Below are 17,685 nucleotides of genomic sequence, written 5' to 3'. Positions count from 1 at the left end.
TTGTCCTATGCCTTGCTGACCTTGACCGCGCATTTCTTGAAATCCGTTTCCTTGGAAATGGGGCAGGTGGCGTCCAGGGTCAGCTTGTTGATCAGGCGGCGCTCGTCGAAAAAGGGGACAAAGATCGACCCTGCCGGCATTTTGTTGCGGCCCCGGGTTTCCACGGTGGCCAGGATCTCGCCGCGCCTGGAGGTGATCTTTGCCGCCATGCCGCGGCTGAGTCCACGTTTTTCCGCGTCCTCCGGGTGCATGAACACCACGGCACTGGGCGCGGCCCTGTACAGCTCCGGCACCCGCTGGGTCATGGAGCCGGAATGCCAGTGTTCGAGGATCCGGCCGGTGCAGAGCCAGAGGTCGTATTCCTGGTCCGGGGATTCGGCGGGCGGTTCGTAGGGCAGGGCGAAGATGTTGGCCTTGCCGTCCTGGTTGCCGTAGAAGACCACCCCCTCGCCGGCCTTGACATGGGGATCATAGCCCTCGCGGTAGCGCCAGAGGGTTTCCTTGCCGCCGATCACCGGCCAGCGCAGGCCGCGCGCCTTGTGGTACTGGTCGAATTCGCCCAGCTCGTGGCCCTTTTTGGGGCCTTCCAGGCTGAAACGGCGGTATTCCTCGAAGAGCCCCTTCTGGAGATAAAAGCCGAAGTGCTCCATCTCCGAATTGGGGTAGGCCTTGCCGGCCAGGTCCTTGATTGCCTGCTTGGGATATTTGTTCACCACGCCGTTGGCAAAGAGCACGTCGTAGAGGGTTTTGCCTTTGTACTCCGGTTTTTTGGCCAGCAGCTCGGCGGGCCAGACCTCTTCGACCTTGAAGCGCTTGGCGAATTCCACCACCTGCCAGAGGTCGGACCGAGATTCGCCCGGCGCCTTGATCTGTTGCCGCCAGAACTGGGTGCGGCGTTCGGCGTTGCCGTAGGCGCCTTCCTTTTCCACCCACATGGCGGTGGGCAGAATCAGGTCGGCGGCCATGGCGGAGACGGTGGGATAGGGGTCGGAGACGACGATGAAGTTTTCCGGATCGCGCCAGCCCGGATACATCTCGCCGTTGATGTTGGGGCCGGCCTGCATGTTGTTGTTGCAGAGCTGCCAGTAGCAGTTCATTTCCTTGTCGCGCAGCTTGCGCTGCATCAGGACCGCGTGGAAGCCGATCTTGTCCGGCAGGGTGCCTTCCGGCAGCTGCCAGATCTTTTCGCTGAAGGCGCGGTGCCCCGGATTGTCGACCACCATGTCCGCCGGCAGCCGGTGGGCAAAGGTGCCCACCTCGCGGGCCGTGCCGCAGGCCGAGGGCTGGCCGGTGAGGGAAAAGGGGCCGTTGCCCGGCTCGGAAATCTTGCCGGTGAGCAGGTGGAGGTTGTAGACCAGATTGTTGGCCCAGGTGCCGCGGACATGCTGGTTGAAACCCATGGTCCAGTAGGAAACCACCTTGATCTTCGGGTCGGCGTATATCCTGGCCAGGGCCTCAAGCTGCTCCTTGGGAACCCCGGAAAGCTGGTGCGCCTTCTCCAGGGTGTATTCGGCCACAAAGGCTTTATACTCCTCAAAATTCATGGGCTCGGCGGCCCCGGCTTTGGCGGCGTTCTTGGCCTGCTGTTCCCGCGGATCGTTGGGCCTGAGTCCATAGCCGATGTCGGTTGCGCCCCGTTTGAAGTTGACCGATTTTTTGACAAAGGCCTCGTTGATCTTGTTGTTTTCGATGATGTGGTTGGCGATATAATTGAGAATGGCCAGGTCTGATTGCGGCTTCATGATCAGCCCCAGGTCGGCCAGCTCGAAACAGCGGTTCTCGAAGGTGGAGAGCACCGCCACCTTGACATGGGGGGCGGTGAGCCTGCGGTCGGTGAGGCGGGACCAGAGGATGGGGTGCGCCTCCGCCATGTTGGAGCCCCAGAGGACAAAGGCGTCGGCATGTTCCAGATCGTCGTAGCAGCCCATGGGTTCGTCGGAGCCGAAGGTGCGCATGAAACCGGCCACGGCCGAGGCCATGCAGTGGCGGGCGTTGGGGTCGATGTTGTTGGAGCGGAAACCGGCCTTGTGGAGTTTGGCCGCGGCATAGCCTTCCCAGATGGTCCATTGGCCAGAGCCGAACATGCCCACCCCGCTGGGGCCCTTTTTCCGCATGGCCTCTTTCCATTTGGCGGCCATGGTGTCAAAGGCCTGTTCCCAGCTCACCGGGGTGAAGTCGCCGTTCTTGTCGAACCTGCCGTTTTTCATACGCAGCAGGGGGCGGGTCAGGCGATCTTTGCCGTACATGATTTTGGAAAGGAAATAGCCCTTGATGCAGTTCAAGCCCTTGTTGACCGGCGCATCCGGGTCGCCCTGGGTGGCCACCACCCGCCCGTCCTTGCTGCCGATCAGGACGCTGCAGCCGGTGCCGCAGAATCGGCAGGGCGCCTTGTCCCAGCGGATGGCCGGATCCTCTGTTGCGGCAACGGCCTTGCCCTCCGGCAGCGAGATGCCGGCCGCCAGGGCGGTGGCCGCGATGGCGTTGGCCTTGATGAAATTACGCCTTGTCAGTTCCATACACTTTCCTCCTCCTGCGCGAGATTCCCGCTGATTATTGCACTCGAAATTCAGACACGTCCACAAGGGCTCTTGTCCTGTAACTTTCTGATCCGTCTTCCCGGGCCGAATGGAAGTCTGCCGGGGAACAAGGGGATAAAACAGGTTATGTCATGCCGTTGGATCTTCTTCTTCGCAATGCTGGTAGACCATGGCCGCGGACAACACCCCCTCGACATCGTGGAGCTTTCGCAGGGTTTCGGAGATCACGGCATCGTGTTGTTCAAAAATGGTGACGACAAAGCGGTTGTCGTTTGTGCGGGCGTGGATTTCGAGTCCGGGGAGGTTGCGAAGCGTCGCTGCGACCTGATCCGTGAAATTCGGTTTTGCGTGGACGAGAACACCGGCGATATGCATCTTTTCCTTTCCTCCTCCCGTGTTTTCCATTGAAATTCCCAGGGCGGACAGCGTGCGGCTGATGGCTTTCCAAGTATTCCTGGATACAGGATAGCAACAGGCGTGCCAGGAAAGTCAAGCATTGAATTTGCGTGGAAATTCAATGTTCCGAATTGGGGAGTGTTACCGAGTGGTTACCGTTTGGCAGGGATGGATGTTACCGTTTGGTGGCATGGTGAGGCCGGGCCGGCCTTCGTGAGGGTGGGTCAGGAGGTGATGCTGATGGCCTGAACCGGGCACACCGCAAAGCAGGCCCCGCAGCCGTTGCATTCGGCCACGACCAACCGGGGCAGGGTGTGTCCCCCTGGCGCGGGGCGAAAGAGGATGGCCTGCCGCTCGCACTGCTCGCCGCAGGTTCGACATTGGATGCCGCGCACATTGAGGCAGGTTTCGGCAATGACGGCCTTGCGGCGCCAGGGGAGAGCGCCGGGCAGGGCAATCAGGGCCTGGGGCAGGCATTGCCGGACGCATTCCCCGCAGAAGGTGCATTCGCCCCTGCTGAAGTTCACCCGCGGAAATCCGGCCCGGTCGGGCTCGAGGATCTGTTGCGGGCAATGGCTGAGGCAGGCCCCGCATCTGGTGCAGGACGCGACAAACTCGTTTTCCGGCAGCGCCCAGGGCGGCCGGATGGGGAGGGGCTTTCCTCCCCGCAGGAAGAGGCGGCGGCTGAAATCCTTGATCATGGGAAGGCCTTTTTTCAGGGTGAGAGGTAATTTGCGACTCTATTCCGCCAATTACCGGAAAATGCTGCGGCTTGTCAATATGTCCAAACAAGCCATGGAGTTCCCTTTTGCTATTATTCCATGATTTTGGTAATTTTTTAAGAGAGTCGGCGGTCATCGGGGCATTGTCCGTCAACCTCGAGGCCAGCCGGCCCTGTTTCTTTCGTGCAGCAAAAGATTTCTCCCGCTTGAGGATGCAAGCAAATTCATTATGACCAGGAGCGCATTATGAAGAAGAAAGAAATGTTCTCTGCTTTTGCGATATTGCTCTGCTGCACCGGTTCTGCGGCAGCAGGGGAAGGGCCGGACGAATTGTGGGAGGTTCGCTCAAAAACCGAAATGCCCGGCATGCCTTTTCCCATGCCGGCGCAGACCGTGACGGTCTGCATCCCCAAAGGACAGGAAAAGGATCCTTCCAAGTCCATTCCCCAGGATCCCAATCAGCAGTGCAAGATGACCGATGTCAAGGTTTCCGGCAACAAAATGACCTGGAAGATGGTCTGTACCGGCGAAAATCCCATGACCGGCAACGGCGAGATGGAATACGGGCCCGGTCATTACAGCGGCAGGATGCAGATGCAGGGCAAGCAGGGCGGCGAACCGTTCGAGATGGCCACCTCCTACGAAGGCAAGAAGGTCGGTTCCTGCAAGTATGAGGAGCCGAAATTCACTGCCCCGCCGAAAGACGGCTCTGTCCCCGGCGGCAGCGGCGAGGGATCGGGTGATCCTCTCCTCGACGGTGCCAGGAAGATGAAGGAGATGTTCGGGTTCTAAGCCCCTGGGCAAGCCCGGCCGGGCTGGCCTAAGGGTGCTCCGCCCCGATCAGCTCGGCCAGATGGCTGTGGGCAAACTCGATGCTCGGGTCCAGGGAGAGGGCGAGCTGGAAATACTTGATCGCCTCCTCGGCCTTGTCCAGCTTCTTGTAATTGACGCCCAGGTTGGCGTAATCGATGGCCGAGGCCGGGTTCAGCTCCACGGTGCGGTTGAAGTGGCGGATGGCGGTTTCGTAGTCGGCCAGCTTGAAATGGCAGAAGCCGAGCAGGTTGTGGATGTCCGGCCGCTCTTCGTCGTACTCCGCGCCCCTGTTGAGGGCGGCGATGGCCTGTGCGTATTCCCCCATGTCCTTCAGGCAGTCGCCCAGGTGGGAATAAATGTAGGGGATGTCCTCCTCCTCCGGGTTTAAGGTCAGGGCCCGCTCAAGGTGGGCCACCGCGCTCGCCAGCTCCCCCTTGGCCTGCATGTTCTTGCCAAGGTAGTATTCCAGATAATAGGCATCGGGCAGAAAGCGCTGCATCTTCATAAGCTGGGCGAGCTGCGCGTCGGGATCGCCGATCCGTTCCGCCGCGAGTTTCGCCGCGAACAGGCCCACGTTGTTGATCATGGAACGCTCCCGGAAATGGCAACCCGGGACGATGGTGTAGATGGTGGGGATCTTGAGTTTCTCGTGCATGGTGTTCACCACCAGCACCTCAAGGCCGAGCCTGGCAAGGGCGGCCAGGCAGTTGTCGATCTCCACCTTCATGTTGTCGTCGGCGAGCTTGGGCAGATCGTGGATGGAGACGGTTCCGCCCGGATGGGTGAGGTAGCGCACCTCTTCCATGGAAAGGGGCTTGGGCAGGCCGCTGGCCACATAGTTGGCCCTGGTGTTGAAATCGCCTGCCAGTTGCGCCACCTCGGTCAGTGCCCGGATCAGGGCCTTTTCCGGGTCCGGGGTGGTGCCGGCCGTGTAGACGATCTCGCTTGACTCCGGAAAGGTGGAACGGTCGATGGCCAGCGCCGCCACCGTGGGGATGCCGGTATCGAGGCTGAAATCGTTCATGTAGAGTTCGATGCCGTTTTTGCGGAACTTATCGATCAGCTCGCGGGCCACCGGGTCGGTGACGCTCTCCGGATCGATGGCCGGGGTGACGAGCCTGCCGTGGTTCACCACCGCGCAGACGTGGCGCTCGACGATCTCGCTGATCCCCTGGAGGATCGCCTCCTCGTAGGTGTTGCCGGCGGAGGGGCCGTTGAACTCGTTGATCGCGTAAAACCAGCTGAAGGGGACCAGCAGCAGCTCGCCGCTGCCCAGGTTGGTGGCCCAGGTCCACTGGATGGGAATGTCCTCGATGAGCCGCTCCAGGGTGGCGATGTCGGTTTTTTCGTCATGCACCGAGAGCAGCAGGCGCACCAGGGGCAGCAGGGGCTGGCCCTGTTTTTTCAGGTTGGCGTAGGTGTCGGTGATGAAATTCGCCTCGTTTTTCTTGAAGGCAAAGAAGCTGAAGCGCTCGGCCAGTTCCATGCAGGCGCTGGCCTGGGACTGTTCCGGCGAGCTGCCCTTGCCCATCTGCTTCTTGTTGCCGATCACCATTCGGGCATCCTTGCCGCAGACGCTGAAATAAACCGGGATGTCCAGGCGGCCGTTGTCGATGCGGCGCACCTCCTTGAGGATGTCGAGGTTCACTTCCTTCAGACGCTCCTTGAAGCGGTTGACCGTTTCCATGGGGCTGCAGACCTTGTCCTGGTCCATGGTGTAGTGTTTGTAACAGTCCTGGGGGCGGATGGGGGATGGTCTCATGGCTGCACCTGTATCTTAAATCGTAAAAACAATAAAATATGCCGGAGGAACGCTGCGGATTATTGCCGACAACGGGACGGTTGTCAAGAGGAAGGCGCTACCACAATGTGGGATATTTTGGCTAGAAGAGAAGAACCAGGAGCCAGACCGCCACGACATTGGCCAGGGCCAGAAAGACGGCGGCGGAGCCCATGTCCTTGGCGCGGCCGGACAGGGGATGGATCTCGCCGCCGAAGCGGTCCACCACGGCCTCGATGGCGCTGTTGACGATCTCGGTGATGAGCACCAGAAAGAGGGCGGAGAGGAGCAGGGCCTTTTCCGGGCCGGTTTTTCCCAGCCAGAGGGCGAGGGGGGCGAGGAGGAGGACCAGGGCCAGTTCCTGCTGGAAGGCCTTTTCGTGCCTGCAGGCCGCCGCGAGGCCGGCCATGGACCAGCCGAAGGCGTTGACGATCCTGGTAAGGCCGCTGCCGCTTTTCTTATTCATTGAGATACGCTCCGTTGCCGCCCCGGCGACTTGCTTCCCGTGGGCCGTGGTCAATTATCCCTTTTCGGAATCCGATAAAATTGCGACAATGACAGTACCATAAAAAATATTTAGTCGAGAAGAATATCTTTTCGGACGCTAACAGGAGGAGAGGCAGATGGTCGGTATTCCAGTCTGCAAGGAGGTGCCCGGGTTTTATCGGATCATTCCCCTGAAACCACTTCGGCGCACGCCCGGTGTTTTTTTCGACAACGTGCCCATGGAGGCGCTGCCGCGCATCAACGCCATCGACCGGGTGATCCACGAAAAAAGCGCGGTATCTCCCGGCCCCATCGGCATGACAGCGCGGCCGTGGTACATGCATCCCCACCAGGACGACAATCTCATCGTCCTTTTTGGTACGCGCCAGGTGGATATCTTCCTGGCGGGGCACGGCCTGCAAAGGTTTACCGTCACCCCCGGCCGGATCCTCCAGGAAGGGGAGGTACTTTTCGACGGCCCGGCCATGCTGGTCTGGCCCAGGTATGTGTTCCACCGCATCGTCAGCGGGCCGGAAGGCTCGGCCTCTCTCAACTTCGCCGTGCATCATGAGGGGCTCGACATGCGGAGCAATTTCAACATCTACGACCTGGATGTGGAAACCGGCAAATACAGCGTGCTGCGGGAAGGATTCCGGGACCAGGGCGTCTGAGGGGGGATGCGCATGGAAAACAGCCCTTACGCGGATTCCGGCAGCTGGCGCGCCTATCTGGCTCCTTTTCTGAAATGGTGGCCTCAGGTCAGCCGGAGAACCATGCGCGACGACCTGCTCGCCGGCCTCACCGGCGCGGTGGTCGCCCTGCCCCAGGGCGTGGCCTTTGCCACCATCGCCGGCATGCCTCCGGAATACGGCCTCTATGCCGGGATGGTTCCGGCCATTGTCGCGGCCCTGTTCGGCTCCTCCTGGCTTCTGGTTTCCGGCCCCACCACCGCGGCCTCCATCGTCCTTTTTTCCTCTCTGAGCAAGTATGCGGCGCCGGGCAGCGCCGAGTACGTGCAGCTGGCGCTCACCCTGACCATGATGGTCGGCCTGATTCAATTGGCCATGGGATTCGCGCGGCTGGGCGCCCTGGTCAACTTCATTTCCCATTCGGTGGTGGTCGGCTTCACCGCCGGCGCGGCAATCCTCATCGCCGCAAGCCAGCTCAAGCATCTTTTCGCGGTCTCCGTGCCCAGGGGCGGCCATCTGCACCATACCGTCCATGCGGTGGCGAGCCAGTGGCAGGACTACAACCTCTATGTGTTGGGGGTGGGGCTGCTGACCATGGCCTCCGGGCTCATCATCAGGCGCCTGAGCCCCAGGTTTCCCTACATGATCGTTTCCATGCTGGTCGGCTGTGCAGCGGCCTTCGTCATCTCCCGGCGGGTTGGGGTGGAGGTCGCCGCCATCCCGGTGGTCGGGGCCCTGCCCTCTTCGCTGCCGCCCCTTTCCGCCCCGCATTTTACCCTGGCAAACATCAAGATGCTGGCCCCTGCCGCGGTGGCGACCACGCTGTTCGCCCTGACCGAGGCGGTTTCCATCGCCCGCGCCCTCTCGGCCAAGACGGGGCAGCATCTTGACGGCAACCAGGAGTTCATCGGCCAGGGGCTTTCCAACATCGCCGGCAGTTTTTTCTCCGGCTACGTGGCCACCGGCTCCTTCAACCGGAGCGGCCTCAACTTCCAGGCCGGCGCCAAAACCCCGCTGGCGGCGATTTTTGCCGGCGGCTTCCTGATGGTGGTGGTGCTCCTCGTCGCCCCCTGGGCCGTCTATCTGCCCAATGCCGCCATGGCCGGCATCCTCATTCTCGTGGCCTGGGGACTCATCGATTTCCACCACATCAAGCGGATTTTGCTGACCAGCAGGCAGGAGAGCGTGATCCTGGTCACCACCTTTCTGGCCACCCTCTTTCTGGAGCTTGAATTCGCCATCTTCCTCGGCGTTCTCCTCTCCCTGGTCCTCTATCTCAACCGTACCTCGCATCCCCGGGTCTTGAGCCGGGTGCCGGACCCCCGCCATCCCATGCGCTCCTTCACCACCGATCCGTCCCTGCCCGAGTGCCCGCAGCTGAAGATCGTCCGCATCGACGGTTCGCTCTTCTTCGGGGCCATCAACCATGTTCAGGAGAGGCTTGCGGCCATGCACCGCACCCAGCCCGAGCAAAGGCATCTGCTCCTGATTTTTTCCGGAATCAACTTCATCGACATGGCCGGCGCCGATTTTCTCGCCGAACTGGTCAGGACGGAAAAGGCGGAGGGCGGGCGCCTCTATCTCTACGACATCAAAAAACCGGTCTGCGACCATATCGAAAAAGGCGGCTATCTGGATGCAATCGGGGCTGAGAACATCTTCGAATCCAAGGATGAAGCCATCGCGGAAATCTTCACCCGCCTGGACAAAGAGGTCTGCGCCCGCTGCACCAGGCGGATCTTTCTGGAGTGCATGACCCTGCCGCCGCCCGGCCCTGGCAAAGGGGACACGGCCTCGGCCTGACCGCGCGAACCGCCATCCCCTTGTCACTCCTCTTTTCCGGGGCCGTCTCCCTCTGCCCTGGCATTTTTCCCTCCCAGCGGCAATTTTTTTGCCGCTGCGACAATTTGCCATATTTGTCTGCTGCTAACGCGGTGCTAACATATGCCACAAAGTAGGATGCCATTTTGTGGTACATATCGACATATTCGCCTCTTTCCCCAACCGGGATGGGGCGTTCTTCACGGATGACCCAGGTTGAAAACGGGGGAGGCTTCCGGGCATGACGCCGCGGGGAGAGACTTTACCCAACAATACGGAGGAAGAGTCGATGAAGTCTGATGAAAGCATGGACAGCAAGGGATTGTCGCGCCGGCAGATGGTAATTGGTGCAGGGGTTCTTGCCGCGGGCACCGCCCTCGCCCAGTTCAGCGCCTGGCCGGGTATTGCCCAGGCCAAGGGGGGAGCCGCCGACAAATGGCCCTGGCCCTATGAGAAACTCGATCCCGCCAAAACCGCGGAGCTTGCCTACAACGAATGGTACAGGGTGTTCTGCGGCGCTGCCGTTATCAGCAGCGTGTTCAGCCAGCTGCGTGAGAAGGTGGGCGAACCCTACACCTCCATCCCGGTCGATGCCTTTGTCTTCCTGGAAGGCGGCATGGTGGGCTGGGGCACGGTCTGCGGCTCCAATGCCGGCGCCAACATCGTCGCCAACCTCATCATCGGCCCACGGACCGCGGGCGCCGAAGCGGGACATCAGATCGGCTCGGACATGATGCAGTGGTACTCCGATACCCCCCAGCCCGTTTTCATGCCCAAGGAGCCCAAGGTAAAGGGGGAAATCATCAAGACCACCGCCGAATCCCCCCTCTGTCACGTTTCCGTGGGCAAGTGGATGAGCGCCGCGGGTAAGCCGCTGGGCAGCCCCGAAAGAAAGGACCGTTGCGCCAGGGTGGCGGCCAGCGTCGCCTATCATCTCGTCGAGTTGCTCAACGACTGGAAGGACGGCAAGTATACCCCCACCAGCGATTGGGCGCCCGGCAAGGAATTCGGCATCACCGGCCAGCCGAACTGTACGGAATGTCACGGTTCCGATGTTCCCACTCCTCCCAAGGCTCAGAAGACCTGATCCCGGTTTCCTCCCCGGCGCTTTCGGTCCGACGACCACCGGAAGCGCTGTATGTCGTACCAAAAAAAAGGCCGCCCGCATCAGCGGGCGGCCTTTTTTCGTCGGTTGCGGGCGGGAGGTGGTCAGGATGCCTTGTTCTGCTTTTTGGCGGCTACCCGTTTCTGCTGCCAGTAGCGGACTTCCCGTTCCGTTTCAAAGATATTGAGATCCATGCCCAAGCCGTCGCCCACGGAGAGGAACATGCGCATCACCCCGAAATTCAGGGGCTTTTCCGCCAGAAACGCCCAGGCGCCGCAGGAGCAACGCGGGTGCCCGCTCTGGAAGGCGACCAGCTCCTTGACCTCTTCGTAGTTCAGGTTGAGCATGGCGCCGCGCAGATCTGCGATCCCGTCGTAATGGGGCTGATAGGCCGGGTCGGCAAAAAGGGTTTCCAGGAAACCGAGCATATCCCGCAACAGTATTTCGCCGTGAAATTCCTGGGTGATGAATTTTGTTTCCGGGTCGATCCGGTACTGGATTTTCATGGTTCCTGTCATTTAAATGGACCCTGGCTCCGCCCATCTGAAGACAACCCTGCCTTCCTTGTCCTTGAAGGAACCGACGATGATCATGACCAGATCGATGAGGGTCCAGATACCGATGCCGCCCAGGCTCAGGAGCATGAGGATACCGGTGCCGGTTTTGCCCACGTAAAAGCGGTGCACGCCCAGGGCGCCCAGAAAGAGGCAGAGCAGCAGGCATGCCAGGCGTGACTTGGGAGAGGTTTGCGTTTGGGGCATAGGCGTTTTTTCGGCCAGGGGGCAGAACAGACTTTTATGATATGGAAATGTGTTAGGTGGTAATTATTATCAATAGGTCATTGCTCGGCGTTTTGCAATAAGGAGTACTCCCTATTTTTTATGGAATGCGGCGCCGGGCCTGGCCGCGTGCGGTCCGCTAAAACCATTTTTTCTTGAAAAACACCGCGATGCCTATGGCGGAAAGGGTCAGGGAAATCACCATGGGAATGAGAAAGGCATGCGGAGAATGCTGCCAGGGCAGTTCGACATTCATCCCGTAGATGCTGGCGATCAGCGTGGGCAGCATGAGGATGATGGTGATCAGGGTGAGGAATTTCATCACCACGTTGAGGTTGTTGGCGATGATGGAGGCAAAGGCGTCCATCATGCCGCTCAGGATGTTGCTGTAGATGTCGGCCAGATCCTGGGCCTGTCGGAACTCGATCTTGACGTCGTCGATCAGATCCTTTTCGTCCTCGGTCAACTCGCGGCCGTGGATCCGCCGGAAACGGTCCCAGAGCGGTTCGTTCGCCCTGAGCGAGGTGGTGAAGAAGACCAGGCATTTTTCCAGGTTGAGCATGCGGATCAGCATTTCGTTTTTCATGGAACCGTGGATGGCCCGTTCCGCCGCATCGGCTTCGTCGCGGATCTGGCGCAGGAAGACAAGGTACTGCCGCGCCACCTGCAGGAACAGGGTGGCAAGGAAGGATACCCGGTCCGCAGGCGAGGGGAGGCGGCTGCGGCGGCCGGCGAGGAGGTCGCGCCAGAGCATGGACTCCTCCGAGCAGACCGTGACGATGTGTTCCGGGGTGAGGATAAAGGCCAGGGCGATGGTGACATAGGGCGTGTCCGAGGCGGCATTGTGGTGCGGGATGCGGATGATCAGCAGGCGGCAGGCGTCATCCACCTCGATGCGTGGTCGTTCGTCGCGGTCCAGGGCGGCCAGGAGAAAATCCTCGGGGATGTGCAGACCGTCCCTGAGTTGGGCGATTTCCGCCGGGGTCGGGGCAAAAGCCCGGACAATCTGGCTTTCGGCAAGGGAGGCGGCATCCGCGAGGCCCCCGGCCTTGTGTTTCATGTAGGTGAGCATGGGCGCTGCGTCCTTTCCGGTTGGCGCAGCAACGGCGCACTGGGTCGGGTTTTCGTTGAAACGGGTCTTGGCAAACGCGCCTATTATAGCATGCGGCCTGCTTTCCCTGAAAGCAAAAGAGGAGGTTCCAGGCAAGAATGCCGCCGGAAACCCGAAAGGGGCGAGGCGGCCGGCGAATCCCCAATCCGGAATGGGATTCGCCGGTTACGCCGGGGCTGGGCCTGCCCGCAAGGGGCAAGGCATCCGGAGCGGCATTCCTATTGAACCACCCAGCGGCCGGTGTTGTCCCGGCAGGCAACGGAGACCACCTTTTCCGGGCGGCCGTCCACGGTGGCGAGAATCTCCGCCTCCCGGCAGACCTGGCCGGAGGGTTGCGTGTAGGCAGGTTTCGGGGTCACGCTGTAGGAGCGGTTGGTGTCCGGATTGACCCATTGGGTGGTCTGGTTGGAGGGGGAACTCTCGTAGACCTGATTGAGGCGCGCCTGGTCGTACTTGTCCATTTCGTTGCCGACGATATAGCCGAGCAGCCCGCCCACTGCCGCGCCGATCAGAGTGCCTTCGGTATCGCGGCCGATGGCCTGGCCGGCAAGGGCGCCGACGCCGGCGCCGATGGCCGCGCCGCCGGTGCCCTTGGAAGGGGTGGTGCCGGCGCAGGCTGCGCTGAAGAGCATACAGATGAGGGCCAGGGTGGTCGTCGCTGATCGGTATTGTGTTTTCATCGATTTCTCCTCGGGGACGGAAGATTGGTGTGAAGCGGCCAGGGCCGGATGCGCGAAACTTTTTCCCATTATACCAGAACAAAATGCCGGACCCCATGCCCGTTTTCTTTTTTCCCGTCCTTTCCGTGGGGCCTGGTTCAGGACCTGCGCGCCGGCCCGGTCAGGAAGCGCCGGTGTGCCCAAGCGCAGACGGTCAGTCCCAGGAGAAGGCCGGCCAGGTTGGCCATCAGGTCGAGCAGGGAGAAGGAGCGGCTGGGGATGAAGTATTGGCATATCTCGATGAGCATGGAATAGGCAAAGAGCAGGAGCAGCTTGTTGAGCCGCAGCCGGTCCTGGGCAAAGGCCAGATCCGTGGAGAGGTAGAAGAGGAAATAGCCCGCCGTGTGGATGAGCTTGTCGGAGACGACCTCCATGGCCCCGGACGGATAGGGGCTGAGGCTGGCGTAGGTGGCATAGGCAAGGAAGAGGGAGAACTGCAGGAGCTTGAGGGTTCCGGGGAGGCGCGCCCCGGGCATTGCCCGGGAAATCATGAGGGCAGCCTGGGCCAGGCCATGTTTTCCCACCAGTGTTCCTTTTCCTTCCAGTATTCCAGGGTTTGGATCGCGCCGTTGATTACCGAATGAATGGGGTCGGTGGCGACCCGCACCGGCAGGTTGGTCCGCGCCGCGATCAAGGAATCCATGCCGGTGATGCAACTGCCACCCCCGGTGAGGCAGATTCCGGTTTCGCATATCTCGCAGGCGACCTTGTCCGGCAGCCTTTTGAAGCCGCTCTCGATCATTTTGAGAATTTTCAGGACAACCGGGCGCATGGCCCCGATCACCTCCCTGCTCGGCACCTCAACGGTTATCTCCCTGCGTTTGATGATGTCCATGCCCTGCACGGCGAGAAGATCGGCGGCGCTCCCATCCTGGGCCTGCATATATCTGACCTCGTGGGTCAGCCGTTGGACCTCGTGGTGGAAGGGGCTCACCTTGTGCCGGGCGATGATGGCATTGCGGATTTCCCGTTGCAGGTCGGCGCAGGCGGTGCGCACGGCGGTGGCGAAAACAAGACGGCCATCCCGGATCACCGCCATGTCGGTAACGCCCTCGCCGATGTCGATGAGCATCTGGGCATAGGGCAGGGAAACATCCACGCCGGCGCCGATGGCGGCGGCCCAGACTTCCGGGATGATGGCCACGTGGCTGGCGCCGGCATGCAGCACGGCTTCGGCAAGAAGCTTCCGCTCTTTTTCAGAGGTATCGGTGGGCGCGCAGGCCAGGGAGATCGGCTGGCGGAAGCCGCGGTGGGCGCGTTTCACCAGCGGCCTGAGCAGGTTGACGGCGTTCTGGACATCGACGATGACACCCCCCTTCAGGGGGGAGGAGACCAGCTTGCTGTTCAGGTAGCCCAGGTATGGATCGGAATCATGGCCGTTCTGTCCGTCGCTGACGTGGCGGATCAGGGAAGGTTCTTCCTCGAAAGCCCCGCGCTCGGAGGCGTAGATGCGGGTATTGGCCGTGCCGAGGTCGATGGCGATATTCGGATGGCTGAACAGCTGCTTGACTATGGATAACATGGGATTTGTTTTTCCTCTGCGTGTTTGCCTGGAAAGAACATTATCCCAATGTACACATATTTCCTCGTGTTATCAAGAGGAAGCAATGCGGGGCAGGGGTCAGGCCGTTTTTCGGCGGGCCGGCCGTCACTTGAATTTTTCATCAGGGTCGGGCAGCTCGATCACCACGTTGCGCAGGGCATGGCTCTGGCAGGAGAGCCGCCAGCCCGCCGCGATCAGTTCCTCCCCCAGCCGGGCGATCTCGGCCGGCCGCACCGGGCTGAGGTGCTTGCCACCTTCCAGCACCTTGAAGCGGCAGCGGCCGCACTTGGCCTTGCCGCCGCACAGGGTCTGGATGGGGATATCCTGCATCAGGTAATTGTTGAGCAGGCTGAAGGCCGGGTTCACCGTGACCAGCAGGTCGCGGTTTTTGATATGGATTTCCGGTCGGCTGCTCATATCTCCTCCTCCCGGTCCTGACTCGCCGGGCCCCGCCGCAGGGTCAGAACGGTGATTTCGCCCGGGCAGTTGAAGCGCAGGGGCGCGCCCGAGGCGCCGACCCCGCGGCTTGTGTAACCCTGCATTTTCCGGTGCCGCCAGGGGCCGGCCGCCGTATGGCGCGGTGCCCTGCTGTTGGTGTAAATCGGCTTGCCGGTGGGCAGGCGGATCTGGCCGCCGTGGGTATGGCCGCAGAGGTAGAGATCGACCTGCTGAAGGGCCGCCTCCTCGTATGCCTCGGGCGAGTGGGCCAGGAGAATGGAAAAACCGTTGGCCGGCACCAGGCCGCAGGCTTTTTTCACCTCATGGGTCCTGTAGTAATGGGGGTCGTCGATGCCCACCAGCCAGAGGCTTTCCTCCCCGCGCCTTACCTGCCAGGCATCGTTGACCAGCATGAGCATGCCCGCCTCTTCCAGGTCCGGAACCATCTCGATGCAGTCGTGGTTGCCCAGGACCCCGAAGATCCCTTCCCGGGTTCTGATGGGACCGAGAAGCCGGCGCAGCTCCCGGAGGCTGGGGGCGATGGGTCCGTAGGTGTTCATGCGGATGTCGCCGCCCACCAGGCAGAGGTCGAAGCCCCTTTCCCCGATGCGCGCGAGGGCGATGTCGGCAAGACCCGGCAGGCCGTCGAGGTGAAGGTCGGTGAGCAGGAGGATGGTGAGGCCGTCAAAGGAGGGGGGCAGGTTTGCGAAGAAAAAGGTTTGCTCGCTCACCTCGGGCCGCAGAGCATTGCCGATTCCCTCCTGGTAGCGGCCGATGAGTTTGAAGAAACTGCTCACCAGCACCCGGTTGTAGAGAAAATTCGAGAGATTGAGCCAGGCATGCCAGCGCACCAGGGGCTGGTGGCAGGAACGCCACTCGCGCAGCCGCACGGTGGAGCGCACCACCCTGGGGTAGTTTTCCATGGGCGGTTTGTAGAGGATGTTCTTCCAGAAGCGGGCGCCGAGGTGGGCCACCGGCACAAAGCAGGCCAGGGCGAGGAGGATCTGCCAGTAGGCAAGATCGAGTTGGTCGCCGAGGTAAAGGGCGGGAAGCAGCCCCTCGAAGAGCTGATCCAGGCCGAAGACCGGCTCGCCGCTTTGGTAATGGAGGCGACGCTTGAGAAAGCTCGAGACAAGATCGCCGAGCATGAGGAGAAGGGCGGCCAGGGCTGCCGTCCGCCAGGAAACTCCGAGCAGGGGAGCGACGGCGGTGCAGCCGGCAAGGCAGGCGACGATGCCGCGGATGGTCTTGTGGGAGCCGAAGAGGGGCCTGCCGTCCAACCAGATATGGTTGTTGTCCAGCGGCCGGGAAAAACGGTCGGCCAGGGCCATGCTGGCTATGGGGGGCAGGAAGTTGCCCCAGAAAAGAAAGGCGAGCAGGATCAGGGTGTCGGCCATGGGTACCTTCGTGTGCCTGTTCAGCGCAGGGGCGGGTTGAAGTAGCCGAAGCGCAGGTGGGGAAAGAGCTTTTTCAGCCGCCGGTGCCAGGCGAGGATGCCCATGGGCTCGCCGTCGGCAACAAACTTGACCGCGTCGAAGTACCAGTCCGGATCCATGTTGAGGTTCCTGAGCTGAATGAAATCCGGCCTCAGCTCGGCAACCAGGTCGCAGAGGGCGGCGAACTCCGCCGGGTCGTCGGTGAAGCCGGGCAGAATGAAGTAGTTCAGGGAAACGAAACGGTGGTGCTGCTTCATGACCCGGATCGACTGCTTGACGTCCGCGAAGGTGAAGCCCTTGGGCCGGTAGTAGCGCTGGTGGTAATCGGGTCGGGCGCTGTTCATGCTCACCCGGATGGAATCGAGGCCGGCATGGGCCAGGCGGGCCACTGCCTCGGGCAGGCTGGCGTTGCTGTTGAGGTTCACCGTGCCTTTGCCCGTCTGTTTCCTGATCAGAAGGATGGCCTTTTCAATGGTGTTGGCCTGGAGCAGGGGTTCGCCCTCGCAGCCCTGGCCGAAGCTGGCCACCCCACCCTTGACCTTGTTGAGGTGGGGCACGGCGATCTCCGCGATCTCCTTGGGCGTCGGCACGAACTTGATCCGTTCCTGGGTGGAGGGGCAGCAGCCCGAGGGCTGCAGGGAGATGCAGCCGATGCACTGGGCGTTGCAGGCCGGCGAGGTGGGCAGGGGCGCCTCGAACTTGTCGAGAAAGTAGTTGATCGCCGCCGGGCAGCGGTAGGTGAGGCAGCACTTGCCCAGATGCTGGATGAGCCGGTTCTGCTCGTTGTTCTTGAGCCGGTGTTCGGTGCGGCGTCGCAGGTTTTCCGGTTCAAAGCGTTTCGTCTCCTGGCGCTTGTCCGGATCGCTGCGAAAGGCGCTGACCCAGAACCGGCCGTCCAGCCAGCCCACCGCCGTGTAGGCGAAAAGCGGCAGATGCGCCAGGGCGCTCGCCGATTTTTCAAAGGCGGCCCAGTGGATGGCGGTGTGGGCCGGGGCCATGAAGGCGGCCACCGCCTGGATGCCCGCCGCCGGGTCTTCGGGGTTTTCGGCGAGCAGCAGCGGTTCGCCGCTTTCCGGGTCGATGCCCACCGGGTTGCGGCCGGGCAGGACAAAGATATCGCTGCCTTCTGGCAAAGGGATGAGTTCTTCCGGCCTGGGCCGGTAAAAATGGGAGCCGCTGCGGCCCGCCATCAGAAGTTCCGGGAAATCCTTGATCTCGCCCGCCGCATTGGCAAAGAGCAGGCTGGGTGTTTTTTCGGGATGTTTTACGGGCATGGTCTCTGGCAATGGTTTTCTGGTTTCGGCGTTCTG

Annotated in this window: 18 protein-coding genes; 4 read left to right on the top strand and 14 right to left on the bottom strand. The window is 61.5% G+C overall.

Annotated features, from left to right (window positions below):
* Positions 1-5: 5 nt before the first annotated feature.
* From napA to napF, 3 genes are all read right to left on the bottom strand, one after another.
* Positions 6-2,516, bottom strand: a complete 2,511-nt coding sequence (gene napA / locus ACUUL3_RS09800; protein ID WP_448550872.1) for a nitrate reductase catalytic subunit NapA — start codon at positions 2,514-2,516, stop codon at positions 6-8.
* A gap of 150 nt (positions 2,517-2,666) precedes the next feature.
* Positions 2,667-2,942, bottom strand: coding sequence for a chaperone NapD (locus tag ACUUL3_RS09795; protein ID WP_448550870.1), 276 nt, complete (start codon positions 2,940-2,942; stop codon positions 2,667-2,669).
* 215 nt (positions 2,943-3,157) lie between these two features.
* A complete protein-coding gene (napF, locus tag ACUUL3_RS09790) occupies positions 3,158-3,634 on the bottom strand; it encodes a ferredoxin-type protein NapF (RefSeq protein WP_448550869.1) in 477 nt (158 codons plus the stop codon).
* Positions 3,635-3,901: 267 nt separating this feature from the next.
* Between napF and ACUUL3_RS09785 the strand changes: the two genes are divergently transcribed.
* Positions 3,902-4,447 carry a DUF3617 domain-containing protein gene (locus ACUUL3_RS09785; RefSeq protein ID WP_448550867.1) on the top strand — a complete coding sequence of 182 codons (546 nt, stop codon included), beginning with the start codon at positions 3,902-3,904 and terminating at the stop codon, positions 4,445-4,447.
* Positions 4,448-4,475: 28 nt separating this feature from the next.
* Here the strand turns inward: ACUUL3_RS09785 and ACUUL3_RS09780 are convergent, their stop codons facing one another.
* Together ACUUL3_RS09780 and ACUUL3_RS09775 are read right to left on the bottom strand one after the other, a co-directional pair.
* On the bottom strand, positions 4,476-6,230 hold the full coding sequence (locus ACUUL3_RS09780; protein ID WP_448550865.1) for a YcaO-like family protein: 1,755 nt from the start codon (positions 6,228-6,230) through the stop codon (positions 4,476-4,478).
* Positions 6,231-6,351: 121 nt separating this feature from the next.
* Complete coding sequence (locus ACUUL3_RS09775) at positions 6,352-6,714, bottom strand: diacylglycerol kinase (protein ID WP_448550863.1); 363 nt, start codon at positions 6,712-6,714, stop codon at positions 6,352-6,354.
* 157 nt (positions 6,715-6,871) lie between these two features.
* Between ACUUL3_RS09775 and ACUUL3_RS09770 the strand changes: the two genes are divergently transcribed.
* The 3 genes from ACUUL3_RS09770 to ACUUL3_RS09760 all read left to right on the top strand — a co-directional run bounded on the left by ACUUL3_RS09770 (position 6,872) and on the right by ACUUL3_RS09760 (position 10,331).
* Positions 6,872-7,405, top strand: coding sequence for a hypothetical protein (locus ACUUL3_RS09770; protein WP_448550861.1), 534 nt, complete (start codon positions 6,872-6,874; stop codon positions 7,403-7,405).
* Positions 7,406-7,417: 12 nt separating this feature from the next.
* Positions 7,418-9,226: a SulP family inorganic anion transporter gene (locus ACUUL3_RS09765; protein ID WP_448550859.1), complete on the top strand. Its 1,809-nt coding sequence runs from the start codon at positions 7,418-7,420 to the stop codon at positions 9,224-9,226.
* A 307-nt stretch (positions 9,227-9,533) separates the two neighbouring features.
* Positions 9,534-10,331 (top strand): C-GCAxxG-C-C family (seleno)protein, encoded by a 798-nt coding sequence (locus ACUUL3_RS09760; RefSeq protein WP_448550857.1) that lies wholly within the window; start codon positions 9,534-9,536, stop codon positions 10,329-10,331.
* Between the two features lie 122 nt (positions 10,332-10,453).
* Here the strand turns inward: ACUUL3_RS09760 and ACUUL3_RS09755 are convergent, their stop codons facing one another.
* From ACUUL3_RS09755 to ACUUL3_RS09715, 9 genes are all read right to left on the bottom strand, one after another.
* A complete protein-coding gene (locus ACUUL3_RS09755; protein ID WP_448550855.1) occupies positions 10,454-10,855 on the bottom strand; it encodes a hypothetical protein in 402 nt (133 codons plus the stop codon).
* A 12-nt stretch (positions 10,856-10,867) separates the two neighbouring features.
* Positions 10,868-11,110, bottom strand: coding sequence for a TM2 domain-containing protein (locus tag ACUUL3_RS09750; protein ID WP_448550853.1), 243 nt, complete (start codon positions 11,108-11,110; stop codon positions 10,868-10,870).
* Between the two features lie 157 nt (positions 11,111-11,267).
* Entirely contained in the window at positions 11,268-12,200 is a 933-nt protein-coding gene (locus ACUUL3_RS09745) for a magnesium transporter CorA family protein (RefSeq protein ID WP_448550852.1), read from the bottom strand.
* A 257-nt stretch (positions 12,201-12,457) separates the two neighbouring features.
* Positions 12,458-12,919, bottom strand: coding sequence for a glycine zipper domain-containing protein (locus ACUUL3_RS09740; RefSeq protein WP_448550850.1), 462 nt, complete (start codon positions 12,917-12,919; stop codon positions 12,458-12,460).
* Between the two features lie 137 nt (positions 12,920-13,056).
* Complete coding sequence (locus ACUUL3_RS09735; protein ID WP_448550848.1) at positions 13,057-13,482, bottom strand: VanZ family protein; 426 nt, start codon at positions 13,480-13,482, stop codon at positions 13,057-13,059.
* Positions 13,446-14,480 (bottom strand): rod shape-determining protein, encoded by a 1,035-nt coding sequence (locus ACUUL3_RS09730; protein ID WP_448550846.1) that lies wholly within the window; start codon positions 14,478-14,480, stop codon positions 13,446-13,448. Before ACUUL3_RS09730 ends, ACUUL3_RS09735 begins: the two co-directional genes overlap by 37 nt.
* A 126-nt stretch (positions 14,481-14,606) precedes the next feature.
* Complete coding sequence (locus ACUUL3_RS09725; RefSeq protein WP_448550844.1) at positions 14,607-14,918, bottom strand: 2Fe-2S iron-sulfur cluster-binding protein; 312 nt, start codon at positions 14,916-14,918, stop codon at positions 14,607-14,609.
* The gene (locus ACUUL3_RS09720) at positions 14,915-16,336 is read right to left on the bottom strand and encodes a CDP-archaeol synthase (protein ID WP_448550843.1); all 1,422 of its coding nucleotides are present in this window, start codon (positions 16,334-16,336) and stop codon (positions 14,915-14,917) included. Before ACUUL3_RS09720 ends, ACUUL3_RS09725 begins: the two co-directional genes overlap by 4 nt.
* A 20-nt stretch (positions 16,337-16,356) precedes the next feature.
* Positions 16,357-17,649 (bottom strand): radical SAM protein, encoded by a 1,293-nt coding sequence (locus ACUUL3_RS09715; RefSeq protein ID WP_448550841.1) that lies wholly within the window; start codon positions 17,647-17,649, stop codon positions 16,357-16,359.
* Positions 17,650-17,685: the final 36 nt, after the last annotated feature.

The sequence above is a fragment of the Thiovibrio sp. JS02 genome (assembly GCF_053485635.1).
Note: the sequence above shows the minus strand (reverse complement) of the source record. Positions and strands in the feature narration are given on the sequence as shown.

What these genes read in the sequence shown, in the direction of transcription:
- napA (WP_448550872.1), bottom strand. Translation starts at nt 2,516, where the DNA reads ATGGAACTGACAAGGCGTAATTTCATCAAGGCCAACGCCATCGCGGCC.
- ACUUL3_RS09795 (WP_448550870.1), bottom strand. Translation starts at nt 2,942, where the DNA reads ATGGAAAACACGGGAGGAGGAAAGGAAAAGATGCATATCGCCGGTGTT.
- napF (WP_448550869.1), bottom strand. Translation starts at nt 3,634, where the DNA reads ATGATCAAGGATTTCAGCCGCCGCCTCTTCCTGCGGGGAGGAAAGCCC.
- ACUUL3_RS09785 (WP_448550867.1), top strand. Translation starts at nt 3,902, where the DNA reads ATGAAGAAGAAAGAAATGTTCTCTGCTTTTGCGATATTGCTCTGCTGC.
- ACUUL3_RS09780 (WP_448550865.1), bottom strand. Translation starts at nt 6,230, where the DNA reads ATGAGACCATCCCCCATCCGCCCCCAGGACTGTTACAAACACTACACC.
- ACUUL3_RS09775 (WP_448550863.1), bottom strand. Translation starts at nt 6,714, where the DNA reads ATGAATAAGAAAAGCGGCAGCGGCCTTACCAGGATCGTCAACGCCTTC.
- ACUUL3_RS09770 (WP_448550861.1), top strand. Translation starts at nt 6,872, where the DNA reads ATGGTCGGTATTCCAGTCTGCAAGGAGGTGCCCGGGTTTTATCGGATC.
- ACUUL3_RS09765 (WP_448550859.1), top strand. Translation starts at nt 7,418, where the DNA reads ATGGAAAACAGCCCTTACGCGGATTCCGGCAGCTGGCGCGCCTATCTG.
- ACUUL3_RS09760 (WP_448550857.1), top strand. Translation starts at nt 9,534, where the DNA reads ATGAAGTCTGATGAAAGCATGGACAGCAAGGGATTGTCGCGCCGGCAG.
- ACUUL3_RS09755 (WP_448550855.1), bottom strand. Translation starts at nt 10,855, where the DNA reads ATGAAAATCCAGTACCGGATCGACCCGGAAACAAAATTCATCACCCAG.
- ACUUL3_RS09750 (WP_448550853.1), bottom strand. Translation starts at nt 11,110, where the DNA reads ATGCCCCAAACGCAAACCTCTCCCAAGTCACGCCTGGCATGCCTGCTG.
- ACUUL3_RS09745 (WP_448550852.1), bottom strand. Translation starts at nt 12,200, where the DNA reads ATGCTCACCTACATGAAACACAAGGCCGGGGGCCTCGCGGATGCCGCC.
- ACUUL3_RS09740 (WP_448550850.1), bottom strand. Translation starts at nt 12,919, where the DNA reads ATGAAAACACAATACCGATCAGCGACGACCACCCTGGCCCTCATCTGT.
- ACUUL3_RS09730 (WP_448550846.1), bottom strand. Translation starts at nt 14,480, where the DNA reads ATGTTATCCATAGTCAAGCAGCTGTTCAGCCATCCGAATATCGCCATC.
- ACUUL3_RS09725 (WP_448550844.1), bottom strand. Translation starts at nt 14,918, where the DNA reads ATGAGCAGCCGACCGGAAATCCATATCAAAAACCGCGACCTGCTGGTC.
- ACUUL3_RS09720 (WP_448550843.1), bottom strand. Translation starts at nt 16,336, where the DNA reads ATGGCCGACACCCTGATCCTGCTCGCCTTTCTTTTCTGGGGCAACTTC.
- ACUUL3_RS09715 (WP_448550841.1), bottom strand. Translation starts at nt 17,649, where the DNA reads ATGCCCGTAAAACATCCCGAAAAAACACCCAGCCTGCTCTTTGCCAAT.